Origin of the sequence: Sphingopyxis alaskensis RB2256, assembly GCF_000013985.1 — a bacterium.
GTDB classification, from domain to species: domain Bacteria; phylum Pseudomonadota; class Alphaproteobacteria; order Sphingomonadales; family Sphingomonadaceae; genus Sphingopyxis; species Sphingopyxis alaskensis.
The window spans coordinates 3,126,611-3,151,723 of record NC_008048.1; the positions used below are offsets into that span (position 1 = coordinate 3,126,611).

At 66.2% G+C, this 25,113-nt stretch carries 27 protein-coding genes; 10 read left to right on the top strand and 17 right to left on the bottom strand.

Going from position 1 to position 25,113, the window contains the following annotated elements; translation table 11 throughout:
- Positions 1-4 precede the first annotated feature (4 nt).
- A complete protein-coding gene (locus SALA_RS15180; RefSeq protein ID WP_011543253.1) occupies positions 5-1,090 on the bottom strand; it encodes an alkene reductase in 1,086 nt (361 codons plus the stop codon).
- Positions 1,091-1,291: 201 nt separating this feature from the next.
- Here SALA_RS15180 and SALA_RS15185 point away from each other — a divergent pair, with 201 nt between their 5' ends.
- From SALA_RS15185 to SALA_RS15205, 5 genes are read left to right on the top strand one after another with little or no spacing between them, the layout of a single operon-like run.
- Entirely contained in the window at positions 1,292-1,957 is a 666-nt protein-coding gene (locus SALA_RS15185; protein WP_041383430.1) for a COQ9 family protein, read from the top strand.
- A gap of 55 nt (positions 1,958-2,012) precedes the next feature.
- Positions 2,013-2,258: a FeoA family protein gene (locus tag SALA_RS15190; protein ID WP_041383431.1), complete on the top strand. Its 246-nt coding sequence runs from the start codon at positions 2,013-2,015 to the stop codon at positions 2,256-2,258.
- Positions 2,255-4,114 carry a ferrous iron transporter B gene (locus SALA_RS15195; protein ID WP_011543256.1) on the top strand — a complete coding sequence of 620 codons (1,860 nt, stop codon included), beginning with the start codon at positions 2,255-2,257 and terminating at the stop codon, positions 4,112-4,114. Before SALA_RS15190 ends, SALA_RS15195 begins: the two co-directional genes overlap by 4 nt.
- A gap of 33 nt (positions 4,115-4,147) precedes the next feature.
- The gene (gene ssb / locus SALA_RS15200; RefSeq protein WP_011543257.1) at positions 4,148-4,669 is read left to right on the top strand and encodes a single-stranded DNA-binding protein; all 522 of its coding nucleotides are present in this window, start codon (positions 4,148-4,150) and stop codon (positions 4,667-4,669) included.
- A gap of 12 nt (positions 4,670-4,681) precedes the next feature.
- Positions 4,682-5,161: an MmcB family DNA repair protein gene (locus SALA_RS15205; RefSeq protein WP_011543258.1), complete on the top strand. Its 480-nt coding sequence runs from the start codon at positions 4,682-4,684 to the stop codon at positions 5,159-5,161.
- Here SALA_RS15205 and SALA_RS15210 read toward each other — a convergent pair.
- The 5 genes from SALA_RS15210 to SALA_RS15230 form a co-directional block, all read right to left on the bottom strand.
- Positions 5,158-5,775: a riboflavin synthase gene (locus tag SALA_RS15210; protein ID WP_011543259.1), complete on the bottom strand. Its 618-nt coding sequence runs from the start codon at positions 5,773-5,775 to the stop codon at positions 5,158-5,160. The two genes, SALA_RS15205 and SALA_RS15210, sit on opposite strands and share 4 nt — an antisense overlap.
- A 9-nt stretch (positions 5,776-5,784) precedes the next feature.
- Positions 5,785-6,729, bottom strand: a complete 945-nt coding sequence (ribD, locus tag SALA_RS15215; protein ID WP_041384199.1) for a bifunctional diaminohydroxyphosphoribosylaminopyrimidine deaminase/5-amino-6-(5-phosphoribosylamino)uracil reductase RibD — start codon at positions 6,727-6,729, stop codon at positions 5,785-5,787.
- A 34-nt stretch (positions 6,730-6,763) separates the two neighbouring features.
- Positions 6,764-7,228 carry a hypothetical protein gene (locus tag SALA_RS15220; RefSeq protein WP_011543261.1) on the bottom strand — a complete coding sequence of 155 codons (465 nt, stop codon included), beginning with the start codon at positions 7,226-7,228 and terminating at the stop codon, positions 6,764-6,766.
- A gap of 278 nt (positions 7,229-7,506) precedes the next feature.
- Positions 7,507-7,968, bottom strand: coding sequence for an acyl-CoA thioesterase (locus SALA_RS15225; RefSeq protein WP_011543262.1), 462 nt, complete (start codon positions 7,966-7,968; stop codon positions 7,507-7,509).
- Positions 7,969-7,977: 9 nt separating this feature from the next.
- A complete protein-coding gene (locus tag SALA_RS15230; RefSeq protein ID WP_011543263.1) occupies positions 7,978-9,804 on the bottom strand; it encodes an aminopeptidase P family protein in 1,827 nt (608 codons plus the stop codon).
- A gap of 82 nt (positions 9,805-9,886) precedes the next feature.
- Between SALA_RS15230 and SALA_RS15235 the strand changes: the two genes are divergently transcribed.
- Both SALA_RS15235 and SALA_RS15240 read left to right on the top strand, forming a co-directional pair.
- Positions 9,887-12,034: a S9 family peptidase gene (locus SALA_RS15235; protein ID WP_011543264.1), complete on the top strand. Its 2,148-nt coding sequence runs from the start codon at positions 9,887-9,889 to the stop codon at positions 12,032-12,034.
- Between the two features lie 96 nt (positions 12,035-12,130).
- Entirely contained in the window at positions 12,131-13,570 is a 1,440-nt protein-coding gene (locus SALA_RS15240) for a serine hydrolase domain-containing protein (protein ID WP_011543265.1), read from the top strand.
- Here the strand turns inward: SALA_RS15240 and SALA_RS15245 are convergent.
- The 6 genes from SALA_RS15245 to SALA_RS15270 all read right to left on the bottom strand — a co-directional run bounded on the left by SALA_RS15245 (position 13,555) and on the right by SALA_RS15270 (position 19,336).
- A complete protein-coding gene (locus SALA_RS15245; RefSeq protein ID WP_011543266.1) occupies positions 13,555-14,166 on the bottom strand; it encodes an HAD family hydrolase in 612 nt (203 codons plus the stop codon). The genes SALA_RS15240 and SALA_RS15245 overlap by 16 nt on opposite strands.
- 97 nt (positions 14,167-14,263) lie before the next feature.
- On the bottom strand, positions 14,264-14,389 hold the full coding sequence (gene ykgO, locus SALA_RS15250; RefSeq protein WP_003046794.1) for a type B 50S ribosomal protein L36: 126 nt from the start codon (positions 14,387-14,389) through the stop codon (positions 14,264-14,266).
- Positions 14,390-14,584: 195 nt separating this feature from the next.
- Positions 14,585-16,039, bottom strand: coding sequence for an RNA polymerase factor sigma-54 (rpoN, locus tag SALA_RS15255; protein ID WP_011543267.1), 1,455 nt, complete (start codon positions 16,037-16,039; stop codon positions 14,585-14,587).
- Positions 16,040-16,182: 143 nt separating this feature from the next.
- Positions 16,183-16,998, bottom strand: coding sequence for an LPS export ABC transporter ATP-binding protein (gene lptB / locus SALA_RS15260; protein WP_011543268.1), 816 nt, complete (start codon positions 16,996-16,998; stop codon positions 16,183-16,185).
- Positions 16,999-17,103: 105 nt separating this feature from the next.
- Entirely contained in the window at positions 17,104-18,486 is a 1,383-nt protein-coding gene (gene pgmG / locus SALA_RS15265) for a phosphoglucomutase/phosphomannomutase PgmG (protein ID WP_011543269.1), read from the bottom strand.
- A gap of 28 nt (positions 18,487-18,514) precedes the next feature.
- Entirely contained in the window at positions 18,515-19,336 is an 822-nt protein-coding gene (locus SALA_RS15270; protein WP_041383435.1) for a division plane positioning ATPase MipZ, read from the bottom strand.
- 87 nt (positions 19,337-19,423) lie between these two features.
- Here SALA_RS15270 and panC point away from each other — a divergent pair, with 87 nt between their 5' ends.
- The gene (gene panC, locus SALA_RS15275; protein ID WP_011543271.1) at positions 19,424-20,263 is read left to right on the top strand and encodes a pantoate--beta-alanine ligase; all 840 of its coding nucleotides are present in this window, start codon (positions 19,424-19,426) and stop codon (positions 20,261-20,263) included.
- A 139-nt stretch (positions 20,264-20,402) separates the two neighbouring features.
- Entirely contained in the window at positions 20,403-20,717 is a 315-nt protein-coding gene (locus SALA_RS15280) for a sel1 repeat family protein (RefSeq protein WP_041384202.1), read from the top strand.
- 66 nt (positions 20,718-20,783) lie between these two features.
- On the opposite strand, the gene SALA_RS15285 is transcribed toward SALA_RS15280, so the two are convergent.
- The 4 genes from SALA_RS15285 to SALA_RS15300 are packed head-to-tail and all read right to left on the bottom strand — an operon-like array spanning position 20,784 to position 23,317.
- The gene (locus SALA_RS15285; RefSeq protein WP_011543273.1) at positions 20,784-21,935 is read right to left on the bottom strand and encodes a GNAT family N-acetyltransferase; all 1,152 of its coding nucleotides are present in this window, start codon (positions 21,933-21,935) and stop codon (positions 20,784-20,786) included.
- Between the two features lie 3 nt (positions 21,936-21,938).
- Positions 21,939-22,403, bottom strand: coding sequence for a RidA family protein (locus SALA_RS15290; RefSeq protein ID WP_011543274.1), 465 nt, complete (start codon positions 22,401-22,403; stop codon positions 21,939-21,941).
- A 12-nt stretch (positions 22,404-22,415) separates the two neighbouring features.
- Positions 22,416-23,057: an HAD family hydrolase gene (locus tag SALA_RS15295; RefSeq protein ID WP_011543275.1), complete on the bottom strand. Its 642-nt coding sequence runs from the start codon at positions 23,055-23,057 to the stop codon at positions 22,416-22,418.
- Positions 23,054-23,317, bottom strand: coding sequence for a DUF3572 family protein (locus SALA_RS15300; RefSeq protein WP_011543276.1), 264 nt, complete (start codon positions 23,315-23,317; stop codon positions 23,054-23,056). Before SALA_RS15300 ends, SALA_RS15295 begins: the two co-directional genes overlap by 4 nt.
- 87 nt (positions 23,318-23,404) lie before the next feature.
- On the opposite strand from SALA_RS15300, the gene SALA_RS15305 reads away from it, so the two are divergent.
- Complete coding sequence (locus tag SALA_RS15305) at positions 23,405-23,767, top strand: response regulator (protein ID WP_011543277.1); 363 nt, start codon at positions 23,405-23,407, stop codon at positions 23,765-23,767.
- A 169-nt stretch (positions 23,768-23,936) separates the two neighbouring features.
- On the opposite strand, the gene SALA_RS15310 is transcribed toward SALA_RS15305, so the two are convergent.
- Positions 23,937-25,100, bottom strand: coding sequence for an acyl-CoA dehydrogenase family protein (locus tag SALA_RS15310; RefSeq protein ID WP_011543278.1), 1,164 nt, complete (start codon positions 25,098-25,100; stop codon positions 23,937-23,939).
- Positions 25,101-25,113 lie beyond the last annotated feature (13 nt).

Here is a 25,113-nt window from a genome sequence, read left to right on the forward strand (position 1 = left end):
CCGATCAGGCCGCCTCCAGTACCGGATAATCGATGTAACCTTCGGGCCCCGGCGAATACCAGGTCTGCGGATTGTCGGCGGCCCATTCGGCGCCGGTGCGGATGCGCTCGACGAGGTCGGGATTGGCGATGAAGGGCCGCCCGAAGGCGATCGCGTCGGCGATGCCGCTGGCGATCGCTTCGTCGGCGAGCGCGGCGGTGTAGTCGCTGTTGAGGATCAGCGGGCCCCTGAACGCGGCGCGGATCGACGGCGACTGCTTGGGCACATCCGTTCTGCCGAATGTGCCGTCGGGGCCGGGCTCGCGCAACTCGAGGAAGGCGATGCCGAGCGCGTCGAGCGCCGCCGCGGCGATCGGGAACAGCCTTTCGGGCGCGCTGTCGTCGACGCCCTGCGTATCGCCATTGGGCGAGAGACGCACACCGACGCGGTCGGCGCCCCAGACCGAGATCAGCGCTTCGGTCACTTCGCGGAGCAGGCGGATGCGGTTTTCGACCGGGCCGCCATAATCATCGTCGCGCAGATTTGAATTGTCGCGCAGGAACTGGTCGATCAGATAACCGTTTGCGCCGTGCAGCTGGACGCCGTCGAAACCGGCGCGCTTCGCATTTTCGGCGGCCTTCGCATAATCGGCGATGACGCGCGGGATTTCGCCCGGTTCGAGCGGGCGCGCAACTTCATATTCGAGGCGGCCGACCGGGGTGTGCGCCTTGCCTGGCGCCCGCGTCGCCGAAGCCGAGACGGGTGGTTTGCCGTCGTTGAACACCGAATGGACGACGCGGCCCATATGCCAGAGCTGGGCAACGATGCGGCCCCCCGCCTCATGGACGGCTTCGGTCACCGGCTTCCAGCCTTCGACCTGCGCATCGGTCCACAGGCCCGGCGCATTCGGCCAGCCGAGCCCCTCCTGCGAAATCCCCGTCGCTTCCGAAATGATCAGCCCCGCCGAGGCGCGCTGGCGATAATATTCGCGCGCGAGCTCATTGGGAACGAAGCCCGGTCCCGCGCGGCCGCGCGTCAGCGGCGCCATGATGATGCGGTTCGGCGCTTCGATGGCGCCCAGCGTGATCGGCTGGAACAGCGATGCGGTCATATTTCCTCCATCTCGTCAAATGCTGCGCCGACGGCCCCCTTGGTCGCCGCGCTCGATGACGAAGCTATGGGTCACGCCGCGTCGGCACAATGGGTAAGTGGCAAAAGAAAATCTAAACGGCGGCGAAGCGTCGCGGCGTTGCCACGGCTCGGCCGTGCGGTTCCGGTTGCCGAGCGGCGCTGTGCAGCCTATCTGACGCGCATGGCCTCGATCCTTCCCGCCGACCCCACGCTCGATGAGATTCGCGCCGCGCTGGCGCCGCTGATCGCCGCGTCGGCGGCGTTCGATGGCTTCGGCCCTGCGGCGCTCGACGATGCCGCGCGCCGCACCGCAGTCGATCCCGACGTCGCGCGCCTCGCCTTCCCCGGCGGCGGGCGCGACATGGTCGATGCCTGGTTTGCCGACATCGACGCACGCATGGCCGCGAAATGGCCCGCCGACAAACTGGCCAAGCTCAAGATTCGCGAACGGATCACGACGCTCGTCGAAACGCGGCTCGACCTGCTTGCGCCGAACCGCGAATCGCTGCGCCGCGCGCTCGCGCTGCTCGCCCTGCCCGGCAACGCGCCGCACGCGGCGAAGCTTGGCTGGCGCGCGGCCGATCATATGTGGCGGCTCGCGGGTGACCGTGCGACCGATTTCAATCATTACAGCAAGCGCGTGATCCTCGGCGCCGTCTATGGGTCGACGATGGCGGTGTTCCTGAACGACGAGAGCGATGGCCATGCCGACACGCGCGCCTTCCTGTCGCGCCGGATCGACCAGGTGATGCGCTTTGAAAGCTGGAAGCACCGCCGTGCCGCGAACAAGCCCGACCGGCCCAGCCTTGCGCGCTTCGTCGGACGGCTGCGCTATCCGGGGCGGTGACGCGGCAGCGATAAAGGACTGGCGCCGCGCTGCTGTTATTGATAATCGCTCGCAAATGACTGCTTTGCTCGACAAGACGCCGCTCGGCGTAACGGTACGGATTGCGCGCATCGACTGGACCGCCATGTCCGATGGCGAAGGACGGCGTCTGCGCGAGTTCGGCCTGATGGAAGGGTGCGAGGTGACCCCGCTCCACCGCGGCAGCATCTTTTCGCGCGATCCGCTCGCGCTCATCGTCGGACGCATGAAGGTCATCATCCGCGCGCGGCAGGCCGCCGCCATCGAAGTCGAACCCGCATGACCGCCGCCATCCCCTCGATCGCGCTCGTCGGCAATCCCAATGCCGGGAAATCGAGCCTGTTCAACGCGCTCACCGGCGCGCGGCAAAAGATCGCCAACTATCCCGGCGTCACCGTCGAGCGGAAGGCGGGCCATGCGAGTTTCGCCGACGGCCGCCCGCTGTCGCTGATCGACCTGCCGGGCACCTACAGCCTCACCCCCGCGAGTCTCGACGAGGCGGTGACGCGCGACGTGATTCTGGGCAGGCAGGCGGGCGAGACGCGCCCCGATGCGCTGATCGTCGTGCTCGACGCCGCCAACCTCGACAATCATCTCTGCTTCGCGCTCGAACTGCTCGCGCTCGACCTGCCGACGGTCGTGGCTCTCAACATGGTCGATCTCGCGGAGCGCGACGGGCTGACGCTCGATCCCGAACGCCTGTCGCACGAGCTGGGCGTGCCCGTCGTGCCGACGGTCGCGGTGCGCAAGCGCGGTCTGGCCGATCTGCTTGCCGCGGTCGATGCCGCAATCCGCTCGCACCAGCCGCGCGAGGCGGCCGCCGGACCGGCGAACGACAGCGCGCTTCACCAGCGCGCGCGCGCGATCGCCCGCGCCGCGATCGTCAGCGAAACGCCGGTGCGCCGCTGGACGCAGCGCGTCGACAATGTGGTGCTGCACCCGGTGTTCGGCATGATCATCCTGCTCGCGCTGATGTTCGTGATGTTCCAGGCGGTCTACGCTTGGGCCGGACCGCCCGCCGACGCGCTCGAAGCGCTGGTTGGCGCGGCTCAGGCGTGGGTTGTCGATAATGTCCCGCAGAACCTCCTCCGCGATCTGGTGGTCGAGGGACTGCTCGCGGGCGTCGGGGCGGTCGTCGTTTTCCTGCCGCAGATCCTGATTCTCTTCCTCTTCATCCTGCTTCTGGAGGCGTCGGGCTATATGACGCGCGCGGCCTTTCTGATGGACGGGCTGATGGGCAAGGTCGGATTGTCGGGGCGCGGTTTCATCCCGCTCCTCTCCAGCTTTGCCTGCGCCGTGCCCGGCATCATGGCGACGCGCGCGATCCCCGACGAGAAGGACCGGCTGACGACGATCCTGATCGCGCCGTTGATGACCTGTTCGGCGCGGCTTCCGGTCTATGCGCTGATCATCGCCGCCTTCATCCCCGACAGCGGGGTCGGCGGCACCGGCATCGGGCTTCAGGGTCTGGTGCTTTTCGGCCTTTATGTCGCCGGGATCGTCGGCGCGCTTGTCGTCGCCTTCGCGCTGCGCCGCACGGTGGCCAGGGGCACGGGCGCGGGCTTCATGATGGAAATGCCGCGATACCAGATGCCGCGGCTGCGCGACGTCGCGCTCGGCCTGTGGCAGCGCGCGTGGATCTTTCTGCGCCGCGCGGGCACGATCATCGCGTTCACGACAGTCATTTTGTGGCTGCTTCTCACCTTTCCCAAGGCGCCCGAGGGGCAGAGCCAGGTCGATTATAGCATCGCCGGCCGCATCGCGAGCGGGCTGGAGGTCGCCGTCACGCCGATCGGGTTCAACCACGACATCGCGCTCGCGCTCATCCCCGCGATGGCGGCGCGCGAGGTCGCGGTGTCGGCGATGGCGACGGCGAATGCGATCGATGCCGATGGCGACGAGGAGGCGATGGCGCAGACGCTCGGCGAACGATTGCAGGGCAAGTGGAGCCTCGCCACCGCGCTCGCCTTCCTCGCCTGGTTCGTCTTTGCGCCGCAGTGCATTTCGACGATCGCGATCACGCGGCGAGAGACGAACGGATGGAAATGGCCGCTGTTCATGGTTGGCTATTTGTTTGCGCTCGCCTATGCCGCTGCTGGTATCACATACTGGACAGCCGTTGCCTTTGGCCTAGGCTGATCCTCCCAACTTATGAGCGGAGCGGAGCGGCGGATGGCTGGCAGCGTCAACAAGGTAATTCTCATCGGCAACCTCGGCGCCGATCCCGAAATCAAGTCGTTCCAGAATGGCGGCAAGATCGCCAACATCCGCATCGCGACATCCGAACAGTGGAAGGACCGGATGACCGGCGAGCGCAAGGAGCGCACCGAATGGCATAATGTCGTGATCAACGGCGAAGGGCTGGTCGGCGTCGTCGAACGCTATCTCAAGAAGGGCAGCAAGGTTTATGTCGAGGGCAGCCTGCGCACCCGCAAGTGGCAGGACCGCGACGGCAACGACCGTTATACGACCGAAGTGGTGATTGCCGGCATGGGCGGCAATCTGACGATGCTCGACGGCGCGCCCGGTGGCGGCGCGCGCGGTGGCGGCGGCGATAGCTGGAATCAGGGCGGCGGTTCGAGCGGCGGCTGGGATCAGGGGGGCAGCGGCGGCGGCGGTTCGGGCGGCGGCGGCGCGCCGGGTGGCGGACGCCCGCCGTTCGACGATGATCTGGACGATGACGTCCCATTCTGACGATGAGGCCGCATGGCGCGTGACCCGCTGACCGCCGCGGACGTCGCGCGCGGCGTGTGTCGGCTGTTCGCACAACAGGGGCTGGTCGCGATCCCCGAAGTCACGCTGCCCAATGGACGCCGCACCGACCTCACCGCGATCGACGCCAGGGGCCATATCACGATCGTCGAGATCAAGGTCAGCCGCGCCGACCTCCACGGCGATGGCAAATGGCCCGACTATTGCGACTGGTGTGACCGTTTTTACTGGGCGCTCGCGGCAGGGCTCGACCCCGCGATCCTCGACACGCCCGATTATCGCCCCGAAACGTCCGGGCTGATCGTCGCCGACCGCTATGGCGCCGCGGTCGTGCGCGACGCCGCAAACTGCAACCTCGCACCGGCGCGCCGCAAGGCCGAGCTGCTGCGAATCGGACGCCTGGCGATGCGCCGGTCGATGATCGCCGCCGATCCCGAACTCGCGGCGGGTCAGATATACAGCACATCGCTCTAGGCGGCGCGCGCCTGCATCCGCGCGAGATAGCGCGCGAGAATGTCGATCTCCAGATTGACCGGTCGCCCCGCCGCCGCTTCGTCCAGCGTCGTCATCGCCTGCGTGTGCGGGATGATGTTGAGCGTGAAATGCGCGCTGCCGTCGGGCTGGTCGGTCACTTCGTTGACCGTCAGCGACACGCCGTCGAGCGTGATCGACCCCTTGGGCGCGATATGCGGCGCCAGCGCGGCGGGCGCCTCGACCGTCAGCTTGACGCTGTCGCCGACAGGTTCGACCGCGACGATCCGGCCCACCGCGTCGACATGGCCGGTGACGATATGCCCCCCCAGCTCGTCGCCAACCTTGAGCGCGCGTTCGATGTTGAGGCGGCGCCCCGCGTCCCACATGCCCGGGGCCGTACGCGCGAGCGTCTCGGCGCTGGCATCGACCGCGAACCAGTCGCCATCCGCATCGCGTCCCTTGTCGACGACGGTCAGGCAGGCGCCCGAACAGGCGATCGATGCGCCGAGGTCGATCGTTGCCGTGTCATGGGCGGTCGCGATGACGAGCCGCGTGTCGCCGCGATCCTCGCGGCTGCGGATGGTGCCGATGTCGGTGATGATGCCGGTGAACATGGGAGCCCCTCAAATTGTCCTGACGCGCTCGTAGACGTCGAGCCGGTCGCTGCCAAGCATCCGGCTGTCGGCAAGGCGCCAGCGGCCGTGCGCGGCGGCGATTCTGGTCAGGCCGATGTCGCCGAGCGCCGCCTTGCCGTCGCCGATCAGGATCGGCGCGCGGTACAGGAGCAGTCGGTCGACGCGGTCGGCGGCAAGGAAGGCGGCCGCCGCGCCTGCGCCCCCTTCGACGAGCAGCGAATCGACGCCTTCGATGGCATCGGGCGAGGCAACGGCGGTCCAGCCCTCGGGCGCCGCGCCGCGCGTGAGGACAAATTTCTTCGGGCTGCGATCTTCGAGCCCCGGCAAGCGCACGTCGAGCCGCGGTGCATCGGCCTCGAACGTCCCGCGCCCGACGAGGATCGCCTCGTGGCTGGCGCGTTCGAGATGGCCGTGCGCGCGCGCGCGGTCGCCGGTGATCCAGCGGCTCGATCCGTCGGCCGGTGCGATACGGCCGTCGAGCGAGGTCGCGAGCTTGAGCGTCACAAATGGACGCCCCATGGTCTGCCGCGTCCACCAGGGCGCCATCGCCGCGCGGGCATCGGCGGGGAGGACGTCGACCGTCACCTCGATCCCCGCCGCGCGCAATCGCGCAATGCCCGCGCCGTCGGTGCGCGGGTCGGGATCCTGCACCGCAACGACGACGCGAGCGACTCCCGCCCTAATCAGCAAATCGCTGCACGCCGGGCCGCGCGCGCTGGCATGGACGCAGGGTTCGAGCGTGACATAGGCGGTCGCGCCGCGCGCGGCGACCCCGGCCGCCGCCAGCGCCACCGCTTCGCCGTGCGGGCGACCGCCGGCTTGCGTCCAGCCGCGCGCCACCACCTGGTCCGCCTTGACGATCAGGCAGCCGACATTGGGATTGGGCGCCGACGCCGGGCGACCGCGGCGCGCCAGCCCGGCGGCGGCGGCCATCCAGTCGGTGTCGCCGGGCGCGCGGAGCGCCACGTCAGTCGGTGATTTCGGGCTGCGGCCCGCGCGCCGCGCGCTCGGCGAGCGTCGAGCGCGGCGGCGGTGCGGGCCTTTGCTTGACGGCTTCGGCGGCTTCTTCGCCCAGCGTCTCGCGCGTCACCCTGTCGGCCTCGGTCGAATCATATTCGATGCCCAGGCTGTCGGCGAAGCGCTGATATTCGGCGCGCTTCCTGGCGTTGCGGCGCGTCGTCTCCCTGGCGCGCGCGATCCAGTCGGCGCGAATCTCCCCGGCGCTGCGGTCGGCGGTCCAGTTTTCGAAATAGATGATCTGCGCCTTGGGCCTGTCGACGGGGATCAGATATTGTTCGACCCCGCTGAACACGACCCAGGTGAGCGCCAGCGCGACGCCCCAGACCGCCCAGCGGTGCGGGCGCGGCTCGCGGATATAGGCCCAGAAATCGGACAATCCGCCGCCGACATCGACTTTGCCAAACATCTTCATGGCGGCAATTTAGGCGAAGTCGCCGCGATTGGCGAGAGGGCGCGCGATTGCACCCCTATTGGCGGGAGCGGCGACGCTTGCAAAAAATGCAATCACGGATGCTGATTTCGCAGTTGCAACATTCATTGTGCAGTGCAATATCACCCTTGCCTTTTAGGCATCCTCTCCCAAAACTTTCACGGGCCGCCTTTGGGCGGCCCTTTTTTTGTCCGTTTTCGCCGGAAAACCCGACTTTTCCGGTCGAGAAATCGAATCCGGTTCAAATCGCCGATCGCGAATCAGCCCTGCATGGGCGTTCGCGATTCGAATCGCCGCACTTCGGCAATAAAGCTGCCGGGCAGGGGCGTCGGCTGGCCGCTGTCGCTGTCGATATGGGCATAGCTGATCTCGATGTCGGTAAGCCGTTCGGAATCGCGAAAAATCCCGCAATGCAGCGTAAAGCTGGTGCGGCCGAAGGCGCTGATCCGCGCCGCGATCGTGATGAGTTCGTCGAGCCGGGCGGGGGCGTGATAGTCGATCTCGCAATGCGTCTCGCGGATATCCGTGCCATATTGGTTAAAATAGGGACCGGGCTGGCCTTCGCCGAGCGCGCGGAAATATTCGGTAACACCGATGTCGGCGTAGACGAGATAATTGGCGTTGAAGACGATATTCTGCCCGTCGATCTCGTTGAAGCGCACACGCACGCGCTCCTGCACGCGGAAATCGGCGAGCGGCACCGTGCTGCGATGGCCGGTCATTGCACCGGCTCAGGCCGCGAGCGCGGCAGGGGTGCGGTCGAGCGGAGCGCAGGCGGCGGCAAGCCAGTCGCGCATCGCCTCGTCCATTCCCGGCGACAGCTTTTCGAACACCGCGGCATGATAGGCGTCGAGCCAGTCGGCCTCGGCGGACGACAGCAGCGCCACGTCGACCAGATCTCTCGCGATCGGCGCAAAGGTGATCGTCTCGAACCCCAGCATCTCTTCCTCGGCGCCGTCGATCTCTTGCGGCACGACGATCACCAGATTTTCGATGCGGATGCCGAAATGCCCCGCCTTGTAATAGCCGGGCTCGTTCGACAGGATCATGCCCGCGTGCAGCGGCTCCTCGGTCCCCGCCTGTCCGCCCGCCGGCTTGGCGATCCGCTGCGGCCCTTCGTGGACCGCGAGATAGGTGCCGACGCCATGCCCGGTGCCATGCGCATAATCGACCCCGTCGGCCCACAGATACTGGCGCGCGAGGATGTCCAGCTGGCTGCCGCGTGTGCCCTTGGGAAAGCGCGCGGTGGCCAGCGCGATATGACCCTTCAGCACCTGCGTGAAGCGGCGCCGCATTTCGGCGCTGGGCGCCCCGATCGCGATCGTGCGCGTGATGTCGGTCGTGCCGTCGGCATATTGTCCGCCCGAATCGACCAGATAGAGCGTGCCCCTCTCGATCCTGCGGTTGGTGGTTTCGTCGACCTTGTAATGCGGCAGCGCGCCGTTCGGGCCAGCCGCCGAAATGGTGTCGAACGACAGATCCTTGAGCGCGCCGCCTGCCTCGCGAAATTCGCGCAGCTTCGCCGCCGCGCCCAGCTCGTCGAGGCCGCCCTGCGGCGCGACCTCCTCCATCCATTTGAGGAAACGCGACACCGCGACGCCGTCGCGAAGGTGCGCAGCGCGCGTGCCGCTCAGTTCGACTTGATTCTTGATCGCCTTGGGCAGCACCGCGGGGTCGCGGTGCCGTTCGACCTGCACACCCGCGTTTTCGAGCGCGGTAAAGATCGCCGCGACCGCGCGGTCGGGATCGACAGCGACTTTCTTGCCCGCAAGCCCGGCCAGCGCGCCTTCAAAGGCGCTGCGGTCGTGAATCCGCACGCTGTTGCCCAGATGCGCGCGCACCGCGTCGGTGATTTTTTCGGGCGCGATGAACAGATCGGCGGTGGCGTCGGCGTGGAGCAGTGCAAAGGCCAGCCCGACCGGCGTGTGGCTCACGTCCTCCCCACGGATATTGAAGGTCCAGGCGATCGAATCGAGCGCGGTCATCACCGTCGTGTCGAGCCCCTTCGCCTTCAGCCAGTCGGCGATGACACCGCGTTTCTCGACCGCACTCTGTCCGGCGAGCGCCGTATCATAAACGCTCACCGGCGCGTTGCTCGGCGCGGGTTGGTCGTCCCATGCCGCGTCGACCGGATTCTTGTCGACCGCGACAAGGCTCGCACCTTTCGCCGCCAGCGCCTTTTCCAGCCCGCGGACCCAGTCTATACCGTGCAGCCAGGGGTCATAACCAACCCTCTGCCCCGCGCTGACATGGCTGCCCAGCCATTCGGCGACGCTCGACTGCGGCACCCCGACATAGTCGAAGAGCGACCCGTCGACCTGGTCGCGCACCTGCACGGTGTAGCGGCCGTCGACGAACACCGCCGCCTTTTCGGGCAGGACCGCCGCGGTCCCGGCCGATCCACCAAAGCCGGTCAGCCAGGCCATGCGCTGCGCATAGGCGCCGACATATTCGCTCATATGTTCGTCGCTGATCGGCACGATGAAGCCATCGAGGCCGCGCGCTTTCAATTCGGCACGGACGCGGGCGAGGCGCTCGGCGTGGACGGGGCTGGACATGGTCGCTTCCTTGTTCCTACATCGCAGCCGTTCCGGCCCATGCGGGCGATGCTGCGGGAGTTGTCTTGTGCGCGCTATTTGGATGTTTCTGGCCGCAATTACCACCCCGCTTGTCGTGCCCGCCAGCGCCCCTGCCCAACAGAAAGAGAGTGAATTGACCGACCGCCCCGCGCTGCCCGCCGCTCCCGTTGCCGAGCAGCGGCCCCACACCGTCACGCTCCACGGCAAGACGCTGTCCGATCCATGGTTCTGGCTGCGCGACCCAGGCTATCCGACGATCGATGATGCCGACATCCTCGACTATGTGAAGGCCGAAAATGCCTATTTCGACGCGGCGATGAAACCGCATGCCGATCTGGTCGAAACGCTGTTTCAGGAGATGAAGGGACGCATCAAGGAGGCCGACAGCTCGGTCCCGCAAAAGGACGGCGACTGGCTTTACTGGGTCGAATATGAAGAGGGCGCCGAATATAAGAAATGGTATCGCAAGCCGGTGGCCGGGGGCGAAACCCAGCTGATCCTCGACGAGGTCGCGATGTCCGACGGCAAGGATTATTTCCGCCTCGCCGAAGTTTCGGTCAGCCCCGACGGCAAGCTGATGGCCTTTTCGTTCGACGACAATGGTTCGGAACGGTTCGAGGCGCGCATCCGCAATCTCGAAACCGGCGAACTGCTGCCCGATGTCATCCCCGGCACCTTGTCGTCGCTCGTCTGGACCGCGAACAATGACGCGATCCTCTATGGCCTCGCGAACGAGAATTGGCGCACCGACAATGTCCGGCTGCACAAGCTCGGCACGCCGGTCGCGCAAGATAAATTGCTCTACAAGGAGGCCGACATCGGCTTCGGCGTCGGCATCGGCAAGACGGCGGCCGACAATTATATCGTCATCGCGACGGGCGATAACGAGACGAGCGAGGTCTATCTGCTTCCCGCCGACAATCCCGAAGCGCCGATGCAGCTCGTCTCGCCGCGCCGGAAGGGCCGCGAATACAGCGTCGATGAGCGCGAGGGCATTCTCTATATCCACACCAACGACGAGCACCCCAATTTCCGCATTGCGACCGCGAGCATCGACAAGCCCGGCGAATGGACGACGCTGATCCCCGGCTCGGACCACAGCTACATCACCGGCCTGTCGATCTTTCGCGACTATTTCGTGCTGGAAGCGCGCGAGGACGGCCTCGATCAGGTCGATGTGCGCCGGTATGACGCGCCGCTGACCCCCGGCCGGATCCGGTTTCCCGAGGCAACCTATGTGGCGGGGCTTGGCGACAATCCCGAATATCATCAGGACAAGCTCCGGCTCGACTATGAATCGATGGTCACGCCCGACACCGTCTATGACTATGACGTGGCGAGTGGAACGCTCGAAACGCTGAAGGTACAAGAAATCCCTTCTGGCTATGATTCTCAACAATATATTACCGAATGGGTTAGTTTGCCGAGTCGTGACGGCAAGACGATGATCCCCGCCTCGCTCGTCTACAAAAAGGGGACGAAGCTCGACGGCAGCGCGCCGATGCACCTCTATGCCTATGGCTCCTACGGCTACCGCGTCCCGCCCGGCTTTTCGACGACGCGGCTCAGCCTCGTCGATCGCGGGATGATCTATGCCATCGCGCATGTCCGGGGCGGCGACGACATGGGGCGCGCCTGGTATCTCGCGGGCAAGACGACCGAGCGCACCAACACGTTCAACGACTTCATCGACGTCGCAAAGGGCCTGATCGCAAAAAAATACACCAGCGCAGGCAAGATTTCGATCGAGGGCCGCTCGGCGGGCGGGCAGGTGATGGGGGTCGTCTATAATCAGGCGCCCGAACTGTGGGGCGCGGTGCTTGCCGGCGTGCCCTTCGTCGATGTCATCAACACGATGATCGACGAAAGCTTGCCGCTCACCCCCGGCGAATGGCCCGAATGGGGCAATCCGATCACCGACAAGGCCGCCTTCGACTATATGCTGAGCTACAGCCCTTATGACAATGTGGCGGCCAAGGCCTATCCGCCCATGCTCGTGTCGGCGGGGCTCAACGACCCGCGCGTGACCTATTGGGAACCCGCCAAATGGGTCGCGAAGCTGCGCGCGACGCGCACCAATGATTCGCTGCTGCTGCTGCGCACCAACATGGGCGCGGGTCATGCGGGCAAATCGGGCCGCTGGGGCGCGCTGCGCGAGGATGCCGAGGAATATGCCTTCGTGCTGACGCAACTGGGGGTGGAGAAATAGGACCGCGCACCATCACTTCGCGACAGGATTGCGACATATCGGCAAATCGCTGCGACATCGCCGACCGATATCTCCCCGCGACAAGGGAGGGACCGGATGTCCAAACGATCGACCACGACAGGGCTGGCTATCCTCGCGCTATGCGCCGCGGCGCCGCCCGCAAGCGCCGAAACCGGCGCGGAGGCCGCGGCGATCGCGCAGCGACTTCTCGACACGCTGCGCGAAACCAATGGCGTGCCCGGCATGGCTGCCGCGATATGGCAGGACGGCCGCATCGTCTGGGATGGTGCCAGCGGACAGCGCGATCTTGCCAGCGGCGCCCCGGTCACGCGCGACACCCTGTTCCGGCTGGCGAGCGTCTCGAAGGTCTTCACCGTCGCTGCGGTCGCGCAGCTCGCCGAACAAGGCCGGATCGACCTCGACGCGCCGGTGCAGCGTCAGTTGCCGTGGCTCGGTGCGAACTGGCCCGCGATCACCCCGCGCCAGCTCGCCGCGCATGTCTCCGGCCTGCCGCATTACCAGCCGGTCGATGCAAACCGTGGATCGCACCACTATGCCACCGGGCGCGATGCCGTTGCCATCTTCGCCCGGCGCGACCTGCTCAGCCATCCGGGAACCGCCTACAGCTATTCCTCGTGGGGCTACACGCTGCTCGGCGCGATGGTCGAAGAAGCGGCGGGGCGCTCCTTCCCCGACTATGTGGCGGCCGAAGTCGCGCCGGGGCTGGCAATCCGTGCCGACGCGACCAACAGCGACGATCCCCATGCCTCGCGCGCCTATGCCTTCGATCGGGGCCGCGTCGTCGAAGCGCCGCGTCACGATTATAGCTACACATGGGGCGGCGGCGGGCTCGGCGGCACGGCGAGCGCGGTCGCCGCTTTCGGCGGCCGAATGATCGAGGGCCGCGTCGTGCGCCCCGAAAGTTTCGACGCGATGCTGGTGCCGGTGCGGCTCGCCAACGGCAATGCTGCCGGAGAGGATGGCTACGCCGTCGGTTTCGGATGGCGCATCGGTGTCGATTCGGACGATGCCCCTTTTGTCCATCATAATGGCGTCACGCTCGGTGCGCGCAGCACGATCGGGCTGTGGCGCGGCGAACGCACCGCGGTCAGCCTGCTTTCCAACGCCGCGTGGATATCGCGCATGGAACCCACCGCGCAGATGATCGCCGCCCCCTTCCGCCCGGTGCCAACCGGGCTTGTGGATGCCGGCTGCCCGCTTGAAGCGCGGCGCTACAGCGGCACGTTGGGAGACACGGTGGTCGAAGGCGTCGTTCGCTTCAGGGTCGAACAGGGGCTGTGCATCGGGACCGTCGATCAGCATCCGGCCATGCGCGCCTATTTCGGTTCCGCGATGCAGCGCACCGACGCAGCGCTGACGATCATCGGGTTCGATCCAAAGGGGCACCTCGCGCGCGGAGGACTCGTCCACCCCTTCGGCATCGCCGATCTCCGCGCCCGAACCGACGGCAGTTTCGTCGCCGATGTCACTGCGGGGCGGCGGCTGGTGCTGCGCTTCGATCAGGCGGGTAGATAGCGGCGTGTGACCAACTCCCGCTCGAGCGCCGCCGCATCAACGAAACGGTGGCCCGCGATCCCCGCCGTTTCGGCGCCTGCGACATTTGCCGCGACATCGTCGATGAACAGCGCGCCCGCCGGATCGATGCCGAATCGCGCGATGGCAAGCCGGTAGATCGCGGGGTCGGGCTTCATCATCTTCTCGGTGCCCGAAACGATGATGTCGCGGAAACGGTCGAACACCGGCTGGGTCGGGCGGAAGCCTTCCCAGAACTCATGGCCGAAATTGGTGATCGCAAACAAGGGAACACCCGCGGCGTCGAGCCGCTCGACCAGTTCGAGGCTGCCGGGGATCGGCCCCGGAATCGTCTCGTTGAAGCGCGCCGCATAGGCGTCGATCAGCCTGCCCTGCCCCGGAAACGCGGCCTTCAGTTCGGACAGCATCGCGGCAAGCGGGCGTCCGGCGTCGTGCTGGAAATGCCATTCGGGCGTAACGACGTTCGTCACGAACCATTCGAGTTCTTGTTCGTCCTCGATCAGCTTGGCGAACAGGTGGCGCAAATCCCAGTCGAACAGGACGCGGCCGACGTCGAAGATCACGCTTTGGCGAATCATGGGGTCTCCAGACACGCGAAAGCGCCGCCGGAAACATCCGACGGCGTCACGCTAACTTGACTATGCGCGCGGAGCGAAAGGCGCCCCGGCAGGGCGATCAGCCCTGGCGCGCCTTGAAGCGGCGGTTGGTCTTGTTGATCACATAGGTCCGGCCACGGCGACGGATCACGCGGTTGTCCCGGTGGCGGTCCTTCAGCGACTTCAGGCTGTTGCGAATCTTCATGGTTCTTGTCCGTAAATCTTGGCGTGTTGACGCGAAGCGGCGCAACTATGGGGATAAGGGCGAAAAGTCAACCGCCCCGGAGGCCTAATTCCCCATTATCCGTTCGCATCGAGCGAAGGCGAGATGCCCCTCGATCTTGCGCCGTCCCGATCGGTGTCTCGACTTCGCTCGACACGAACGGAACTGGAGGCGTGCCTATCCCGCCAGCGCTTTCTGCCGCCGTCGCTGCACCGACGAGCCATAACCCATCGCCTCGCGATATTTGACGACGGTGCGCCGCGCGATGTCGAATCCTTCGGCCGACAGTTTCTGCGCGATCGTCTCGTCGGACAGGATCGCGCGCGCGTCCTCGCCCTCGATCAACGCCTTGATCCGGCTCTTGACCGCCTCGGCCGACACCGCGCCGTCGCCCTCGGTCGCCGATATGCCCGACGAGAAGAAATATTTGAGCTCGAACAGGCCGCGTGGGCACGACAGATATTTGTTGCTGGTGACGCGGCTGACGGTCGATTCGTGCATCCCGATCGCCTCGGCGACCTGGCGCAAGGTCAGCGGCCGCATATGCGCGACGCCGTGCAGAAAAAACCCCTCCTGCTGCTTGACGATCTCGCTCGCCACCTTGACGATCGTGCGCTGGCGCTGGTCGAGCGCGCGCACCAGCCAGTTGGCGCCGGCAAGCTGTTCGGACAGCCACGCCTTGCTTTTTGCCGCCGCGCCCGCGGCGAGTTCGTTGTAATAGCGGCGGTTGACGAGCAGCCGCGGCAGGGTCGCGCTGTTCACCTCGACCGCCCAGCCCGCCGCGGTGCGCCGGACATACAGGTCGGGAACGACCGCCTGCACCGGCGAGCCGCCGAACCTGAAGCCCGGTTTGGGATCATAGCCGCGCAGTTCGCGGATCATGTCGGCCAGATCCTCGTCATCGACGCCGCAGATGCGCTTCAGTTGCGGGAAGGCGCCCTTGGCGACAAGATCGAGGTGCGCGATCATCGTCGCCATCGCGGGGTCATAGCGGTCGGCCTCGCGCGCCTGGATGGCGATACATTCGGCGAGGTCGCGCGCGCCGACGCCCGCGGGGTCGAAGCCCTGGACCACCCGCAGCACCGCCTCGACCAGCGCCAGGGGCACGCCGAGCTGTGCGGCGAGTTCGGCAAGGTCGGCGCGCAGATAGCCCGCCTCGTCGATCAGCGCGACGAGCTGGCCCGCGATGATCGCCTCGATCCCGTCGAGCCGCTCGCCGACCTGCGCGAGCAGATGGTCGTGGAGCGAGCCCTCGGCCTCCGCGAAACTGTCGAAATCCACGTCCTCGCCCGCACCCGACAGGCCGACGCTGTCGCTCGCGCTGTCATGATGGAAACGCTCTTCGGTGAAATCGACGTCGAGGTCGTCGGCGGTGCCGGCATCGGACGCCAGCGCCCGATCGGTGTCGGCAGGCGTTTCCGCCGCGGGCGGCGCATCGCCGTCGGGCTCGTCGCCCCCGCCCTCGCTGTCGGGTGCGCCCGTGTCGAGCAGCGGATTGCCTTCCAACGCCTCGGCCAGATAGGCCTCAAGCTCGAGGTTCGACAGCGCCAGCAGCTTGATCGCCTGCTGCAACTGCGGCGTCATCACCAGCGATTGCGACTGGCGGAGATCGAGGCGCGGACCCAACGCCATCGGAAATTACCTGATTACGATCCCGTTCGTGTCGAGCGAAGTCGAGACACGTGAAGGCTTGCACGAACTCGGCGTGTCTCGACTTCGCTCGACACGAACGGAAACTGAAAGACGCTCATTCAACAGCGACACGGCTCCGGCCGTCACAGCGAGAAGCCCTCACCCAGATAGAGTCGGCGCACCTCGGGATCGGCGACGAGTTCGGCGGGCGATCCCGCCAGCAACACCTTGCCATCATAGATGATGCACGCGCGATCGACGAGGTCGAGCGTCTCACGGACATTATGGTCGGTGATGAGCACGCCGATGCCGCGCGTCTTGAGGTCCGCGACAAGGTCGCGAATATCGCTGATCGACAGGGGATCAATGCCCGCAAAAGGTTCGTCGAGCAGGATGATCGACGGGTTGGCGGCCAGCGCGCGGGCGATTTCGGCGCGGCGGCGCTCACCGCCCGACAGCGCCATCGCCGCGGCGTCGCGCAGCCGCGTGAGACCGAATTCGTCGAGCAATTCTTCGAGCCGCCGTTCGCGCGCGACCTTGTCGGGCTCGGCGAGTTCGAGCACCGCCTCGATATTCTGCGCCACCGTCATGCCGCGAAAGATCGACGTTTCCTGCGGCAGATAGCCAAGGCCCAGGATCGCGCGGCGATACATGGGCAGCGCGGTGATGTCGGCGCCGTCGAGCATGATGCGCCCGGCATCGGGCTTCACCAGCCCCATGATCGAATAGAAGCAGGTCGTCTTGCCCGCACCATTGGGCCCGAGCAGCCCGACGACTTCGCCCTTGCCGACCGACAGCGACACGTCGGACAGGACGACGCGCTTGTCATAGCTTTTGGCGATCGAAATGACGGCCAGCCCGTTGCCCGTCGCGGCGTCCTCGCGCGCGTGCGCCCGATGCTCGGCGACGCCATGGTCGTCGTCGGCTGCCCGCGCGATTGTCGATTCCTCGTCGGTCATAAAGCGGTCGGTTCCCGTCTGGCTTCGCTGCCGCGTTACCCCAGCGACGGCGCCAAGGTCAATCTGGCAGGATTATTGCAAGGATGCGATGCGCCCTGGCCGCGCCTAATGCGCCGCCTGCGTTCCGCGCGCGACGCCCGATTGCGCGAGCTGTTCGTCGATCGCCACCAGCAGCCGCGCCAGCGCGGCTTCGTCCACGGCCTCGGCGCGGGCGACGAGCACGTCCTGCGTGTTCGACGCGCGGAGCAGCCACCAGCCGTCGTCGGTCATCACCCGCGCCCCGTCGGTGCGATCGACGCGCGCGCCCGACGTCGCCAGCCGGTCCAGAACCTCGTCCACAATGGCGAATTTGCGCACCTCGTCGACCTGGAAGCGCATTTCGGGCGTGTTGACCATCGGCGCCATACCGCCGCGCAATTCGGTGACGCTTTTCCCGAGCTTCGTCGCCGCCTCGATCAGTCGCACCGCCGCATAAGGGGCGTCGTCATAACCGTAATAGCGGTCGGCGAAGAAGATGTGCCCGCTCATCTCGCCGGCGAGCGGACTGCCGGTTTCCTTCATCTTCGCCTTGATGAGGCTGTGACCGGTCTTCCACATCAGGGGCGTGCCGCCGAGCTGCGCGACGCGGTCGAACAGCGCCTGGCTCGCCTTCACATCGGCGATCACCGTCGCGCCGGGCAGGTCGGTCAACACCGCGGCGGCATAGATTTGCAGCAGCTGGTCGCCCCAGATCACGCGGCCCTGGCCGTCGATCGCGCCGATACGGTCGCCGTCTCCATCGAAGGCGACGCCGAAATCGAGGCTCTTTTCGGCGACGAGCTTGCGCAGATCGGCGAGGTTCTTCTCCTCGGTCGGATCGGGATGGTGGTTCGGGAAATGCCCGTCAATGTCTGTGAAAAGCAAATGATGCTCGCCGGGCAAGCGCGCGGTGAGTTTCTCGATCACGGGGCCCGCTGCCCCGTTGCCGGCGTCCCAGCCGATGCGGAAGGCGCCGCCGACGAACCCCTCGACCAGCCGGTCGACATAGGCATCGACGATGTCGATGCGCTCCGCCGTGCCTTCGCCCGCCTCCCAGTCGCCCGCCGCGGCCATTTCACCGATCCGCCGGATGTCGGCGCCGAAGAAGGGGCGCCCCTGAAATACCATCTTGAAGCCGTTATAGTCGGGGGGATTATGGCTTCCGGTTATCTGTATGCCGCCATCGACCTGCTGCGTTGAGGCCGCATAATAGAGCATCGGCGTCGGTCCCAGCCCGACATTCAACGCATCGACGCCCGCAGCGTTGACCCCTGCGACCAGCGCTTCGGCGAGCATCGGCGACGACAGCCGTCCGTCATAGCCGACCGCAATTCGTCCGCCCCCCGCGCGGCGGATCAGCGTCGCAAAGCTGCGCCCGATGGCATAGGCGTCCTTTTCGGACAACGTATCGCCAACGACGCCGCGAATGTCATATTCGCGCAGCATCGTCGGATGGAAATCATGGGTCATCGTCGATCCTCTTGGGGGGAGAAGCAGGTCAGGCGGCAGCAAACAGGTCGCCGTCGGGATGCAGTCGCTCGCGCGCGGGCAGGTTGAGGCCGCCCATCGCCTCGCGCAATTCCTGCCGCGCGACGACATGGCCGATTCCCATGCCGCCCAGATGCGCCTTGTCGAGGAGCGTAAGCCCGGCCGGGAAGAGTTCGCGATAGATGACGCGCTCGCCAAGGCCGGGGATGACGCGAAAGCCGACGCGGCGCGACAACTGGCCCAGCGCCTCGCCGACGCGCCGCATATTGTGCGCGTCGACATGCTGGAGGCGGTTGCGCAGGATGATCCAGTCGATCGTGCGCCCGTCGCTCTTGGCGCGCGCCTTGCGCGTGTCCCAGATCAGCTCCGAATAAAAGCTGGGGCGCGTCACCTGAAATGTCTCGGGATCGACCTGGCCGATCAGGTCGAAATCGATGAAGCTGTCGTTGATCGGCGTGACGAGCGTGTCGGCGGTGGTTGCAAGGTGGCGGGCGAAGACATCGTCGCGGCCCGGCGTGTCGGCGATGAAATAATCGGCGCCTTCGGTCAGCCGCGCCACCTGCGTGTCGAGCTCCTCGATCGTCGATCCCTCGAACACCTCGAACTGCGGCGTCGGCAATTCGATGTCGCGCCGTCGTGCGGTGTTGGTGCGATTCTCGAGATAGCGATGAAAGGTGCGCTGGCGGGGGTCGAGGTCGATCCCCGCGACGCGCCAGCCCTGGCTTGCCAGCGCAACCGCGAAATGCACGGCGCAGGTCGATTTGCCCGTTCCGCCCTTTTCATTGGCAAAGATGATGCGGTGCGGAGCGGGGGTCGTCGCGGAGTTCGTCATGGGGCGTTGCGATTTTCCTGTTGGCGCGGCATGGGCGACCGACGCGCGAAATGATATCATCGCGCCAATATCGGAGGGCGCCCGGCCGTGCAAATCATCCGTGACATCGCGATGCTCCACCGTGCCGTCACGGCACTGAAACAGGGCGGCAAGAGCATCGCGCTCGTCCCCACGATGGGAGCGCTGCACGCCGGCCATCTCTCGCTCGTCCGGATGGCAAAGCGCGTCGCCGACCATGTCGTCGTCTCGATCTTCGTCAACCCGACGCAATTCGGGCCGAACGAGGATTTTGCCGCCTATCCGCGCGACGAGGCGCGCGACGCCGCGCTGCTCGTCGAGGAAGGGACGAGCCTGCTCTGGGCGCCCGACGTCGGCACCATGTATCCCGGCGGGCACAGCACGCATGTCGAGGTTGCCGAACTCGGCGCCGATTATTGCGGCGCCGCGCGTCCCGGCCATTTCGACGGCGTTGCGACGGTCGTGGCCAAATTGTTCAATCAGGTGCGTCCCGACATCGCGATCTTCGGTGAAAAGGACTGGCAACAGCTCGCGATCATCCGTCGCATGGCGCGCGACCTCGATTTCGGCATCGACATATTGGGCGCGCCGATCGCGCGCGAGGCCGACGGGCTCGCGCTGTCGTCGCGCAACGCCTATCTGTCGGCCGAGCAGCGCACGGCGGCGGCGGCCTTTCCCGGCGCGCTGAAGACGGCCGCAAAGGCGATCGCGGACGGCGCCGACGTCGCCGAGACGCTCGCCAGGGCCGAGGCGGCGATCGTCGGGGGCGGGTTCGACAGCGTCGACTATGTCGCGCTCGCCGATGCCGACAGCCTCGAACGGCTCGCTGTCTTTCGCGCCCCGGCGCGGCTGCTCGCCGCGGCAAGAATCGGCAGGACGCGGCTGATCGACAATTTGCCGGTGGGCTGAACAGGGCAAGAAACAGCGGATTTCCAGGCGCTCGGCGCACTATCCACAAAAAATCGGGTCATCGTTAACGCTTTGTTGACCATAAACCGCAAGTTTGGCCCCGAGGTCTCCATGTGGGGTGGAGGCGAAGGGGGTTATCATGGCGAACAGTCTGAAGTCGGCCCAATATCTGATCGAAAGCCGCCTGCTCGATGCGGCGCGTGGCGACGCCAATGCCTATTTCGATCTCGGCATCGCATTTTCCACGGGGACCGGCGGGGTCGATGTCGACCTGGTCCAGGCGCATAAATGGTTCAATCTTGCCGCGCTCGGCGGCAATATCGAAGGCCAGCAGTGCCGCGCCGACGTATCGAGCGAAATGTCGCAGGGCGAAATCGCCGAAGCGCAGCGCCAGGCACGCGCCTGGCTCGACGAGACGGCGCGCCGTCCGGCCGCGCGGCGGTTCGTGGCGTAAACAGGATCGCGCCTCTTCCCGTTCGCATCTCGACTTCGCTCGACACGAACGGAACAGGCAACTGGCTCAGCTCTTCCGCCTGAAGGGCATATGCCCCTCCAGCCACTCCATTTCCGCCGCTTCGGCACGGCGTTCCCGATCGAGATAATCGGCAACTGCACGGCGAAAGCCCGGATCGGCGATGAAATGCGCCGACCAGGTCGCGACAGGGCCATAGCCGCGCGCGAGCTTGTGCCCGCCCTGCGCGCCCGCCTCGACCCGTTTCAGCCCGCGTTCGATCGCAATGTCGATCGCGCGATAATAGCATAGTTCGAAATGCAGATAGGGGATGTCGGCGAGGCACCCCCAATAGCGGCCGTAGAGCGTATCGGCGCCAAGGAAGTGCAGTGCCCCGGCGACCGGTCGCTCGTCGGCATCATAAGCGATCAGCAGGATGATCTTGTCCGCCATCGCCGCGCCCATCAGGTCGAAGGCCGCGCGCGTCAGATAGGGATGCCCCCATTTGCGCGCGCCGGTGTCCTGATAGAAAAGCCACATAGCATCCCAATGTTCGGGGCGGATCGTCTCGCCGGTGAGTTCCTCGATCCGCAGGCCCTGGGCCGCGCGGAACCTTTCCTTGCGCAACTGCTTGCGCTTCTGCGAATTGAGCGAGGCGAGGAAATCGTCGAAGCTGGCATAGCCCCGATTCGCGAAGTGAAACTGGATGTCGCGGCGGATGAGCCAGCCCGCCTCCTCGAACAAGGGCATCTGGTCGGGCGCCACAAAGGTCGCGTGCGCCGACGACAGGCCATTCTGCCGCACGACGGCTTCGGCGGCGCGGAGCAGCAGCCGTGCGTCGCCGCTGTCCCGCGCAAGCAGCCGCGGTCCCGGCACGGGGGTGAAGGGCACCGCGATCTGCAGCTTCGGATAATAATCGCCGCCCGCGCGCGCCCAGGCGTCGGCCCAGCCATGGTCGAACACATATTCGCCCTGGCTGTGCGATTTGAGATAGGCGGGCGCGGCTGCGACCAGCGAACCGGTCGCGTCCTCGACAAGCAGCGGCGCGGCCTGCCACCCGGTGCCCGGTCCGACGCTGCCCGATTCTTCGAGCAGCGACAGGAAGGCGTGGTCGACGAACGGATTGCCGCCATTGTGCAAGCCGTCCCACGCCGCCGCGTCGACCGCGGCGACGCCGCTGCCGAGCGCGATGGTCCGCGCCGGTGGGTCGGCCTCGGCCATCGCTCAGGCCGGGCGCACCGCGACGATCGCGTCGGCCTCGACCGCGGCGCCGAGCGGCAGCACCGCGACGCCGACCGCGGCGCGCGCGTGGCGGCCGACTTCGCCGAACAATTTTTCGAACAGTTCGGATGCACCATTGGCAACCTTGGCCTGATCGGTGAAGCCCGGCGCGCTGTTGACGAAGACGCCGAGCTTGACGATGCGTTCGACGCGGGCCCAGTCGCCGCCCAGCGCTTGCCCGATTTGCGCGACGAGCATCAGCGCGACGCGCTGCGCCGCGTCCTGCCCGCCCGGCACGTCCATGTCGTCGCCGAGGCGGCCGGTCACGACCTGTCCGTCGCGGAACGGCAGCTGGCCGCTGACATAGACCATCCCGCCATGTTCGACCGCGGGCACATAGGCGGCGACCGGCGCGGCGGGTTTCGGAAGTTCGAGGCCGAGTTCGGCGATTTTGGCGGCGATATCCATGAAGGGTCCTTTCTAAACCGGCTGCGGTGCCGGGGCGGGGATTTTTTCGGCGAGGCGCGCCATTATCCAGCGCTCGGCCGCTTTCCAATCGTCGATTCGCGCATGGGCGTGCGGCGAAGCCGCAATCTTGCCGGCAATCGCGGGTTCGCCGACGAAATGAAGCCGCCACACCTCCGGCGCTTCCTCGGCGACCGAGCGATGATGCCCCGCCAGATCGTCGATGAACACCGCGACGGGCGGCCGATATTGCTCGATCAGGCGACGCACCGGCGCGCCCTTGCCGCCGCGGCTGCCGATCACCGGCGCGTGGAAATCGTGGAGCGCGAGCTGGTCGATGCGCGCCTGCTGATGCTCGGGGCCGACGTTGGTGAGCACCACGATGTCGGCCTCGGCGCCGATCGCGGCCATCGCGGCCAGCGCGCCGGGGATCGGATACTGCCGCGTCATTTCCTCGCGGAAAAAGCCGTCGAGCAAAGGCCACACCTCGGCGGCCTCGAGCGGCGTGCCGCATTCCTTGCGCTTCAGCGCATTCGCAAAGCTCGCATCCTCGATGCGAAAGATCACGCCATGTTCGGCGTCGACCCATTCGGCGAAGGGCACGACCATGTGCATCAGCACCTCGTCGCAATCGGTGATGACGAGCGGGCGGGTCATGCAGGGGATCCTTCGAGTCTGAGGGCCGCGGCGGCGAGGCCGGCGGGGGGCACCTGCAACGCATCGGCGCAGGCGACAAGGTCGTTTTCATGGGCGGTGAGGAACGACAGGATCGCCGCGAGCGTCGCGCGCTCGCCGAGCGAGGCGCGCAGTTCGCCCGGCGCAAGGCCGGTGAGCGCGAGCAATCGCCCGGCGCGCGGCTCGTCGCTCAAAATCCAGCCGAGCGCATGGAGCGCCAGTGCCGCGTCGTCCTCAAGCACGTCAGACCCCTTCGCCGCGATGCAATTGTGTCATGCGCCCGATTCGCCTAAACGGGCCGCGCACGCAAGGTGGGGAACGGAACGCACATGGGCAAGACCATCCTGGTCGTCGAAGATAATGAACTCAACCTGCGCCTGTTCTGCGACCTCCTGAACGCCCATGGTTACAGCGCGCATCCGGTGCGCGACGGCCGCGACGCGCTGGCGAAGGCGCGCGCGGTGTCGCCCGACCTCATCATCATGGACATCCAGCTGCCGCATGTGTCGGGCCTCGACCTTATCGGCCAGATGAAGGCCGACCCGATCTTGCGCGCGATACCGATCATGGCGGTCACCGCCTATGCGGGCAAGGGCGACGAGGAGCAGATCCGCGCCGCGGGCGCCGAAGCCTATGTCTCGAAACCCATCTCGGTGATCAGGTTCATCGAAAGTGTCGCCGCCTTCGCCTGACCGCCTCCGAAACCTGTCTGTCTACAAGGCTGGCTGAATCCCCTGGCAGGAGATTTGCCGCCCCCCGCGCTTCAGGACGCCCTGTGAAGCCATCGAAGAACTCTGGAAATCCAAGCCGGATATCTTCAATAGGACGCTACACCATCACATGCCATCGCGCTCTAAACAGCTAGCCCGCATAATCGCGGATCATGTTCTTCGCGATCACCAGCTGCTGTATCTGCGTCGTCCCTTCATAAATGCGGTAAATGCGACAGTCGCGATAGAAGCGTTCGGCGAGATATTCCTTGAGATAGCCCGCGCCGCCATGAATCTGCACCACGCGGTCGGCGACGCGGCCGCACATTTCACTCGCGAACATCTTGGTCGCGGCGGCTTCGACAAGGATCTTTTCGCCGCGGTCGGCGCGCGCGCAGGCGTCGTTGAGCATGCAGTCGGCGGCGTAGATTTCGGCCTTGCTGTCGGCGAGCATCGCCTGGATCAGCTGGAAACTGGCGATGGGTTCGCCGAACGCCTTGCGTTCCATCGCATATCGAAGCCCCGTGTCGAGCATCCTTTTGGCATAGCCGACGCTCGCCGCGGCGACCGACAGGCGCCCGTTGTCGAGGCTCTGCATCGCGGCGCGAAAGCCGATGCCTTCCTCGCCGCCGAGCAGCGCGTCGCCGTCGACATGCACATCCTCGAGGATCACGTCGGCGATCTGCGATCCGGCCTGGCCCATCTTGCCGTCGGGCTTGCCGATCGAGACGCCGGGGGCGTCTCTGGGCACGAGGAAAGCGCTGACATGCGCATTCTTTGGCAGCGCCTCGGCATTGGTGCGCGCCATGACGAGGATGACGTCGGCAAAGGGCGCGTTGGTGATATAGCGTTTGGTGCCATTGAGCACATAGCCGTTGCCGCTCGGCACCGCGCGCGTCTTCATCGCCGCGCTGTCCGAGCCGCTGTCGGGCTCGGTGAGGCCGAAGGCGGCGATGCTGCCGCTCGCCAGCTTGGGCAGCCAATGCGCTTTCTGCTGCTCGGTGCCGAACCCGAGGATCGATTTGCACACCATGCCGATGTTGATCGACACGATCGAGCGATAGGCGGGCGCGGCATAGGCGAGCTCGCGAATGAAGCCGACATATTGGCTGATGTTCATGCCCGCGCCGCCATATTCTTCGGGCATCGTCACGCCGAACAGCCCCATGTCGCGCATTTCGGCGAGGATATCGTCGGGAACGCGGCCGAGTTCTTCGAGCTGGTCCTCGGCGGGGATCAGCCGTTCGCGGACATAGCGTTGCAGCTGCTCGATAAAGGCGCCGTAGATGTCGGCGTCCATGCCTGCGTTGGTCATCGTCTTCCCGTTC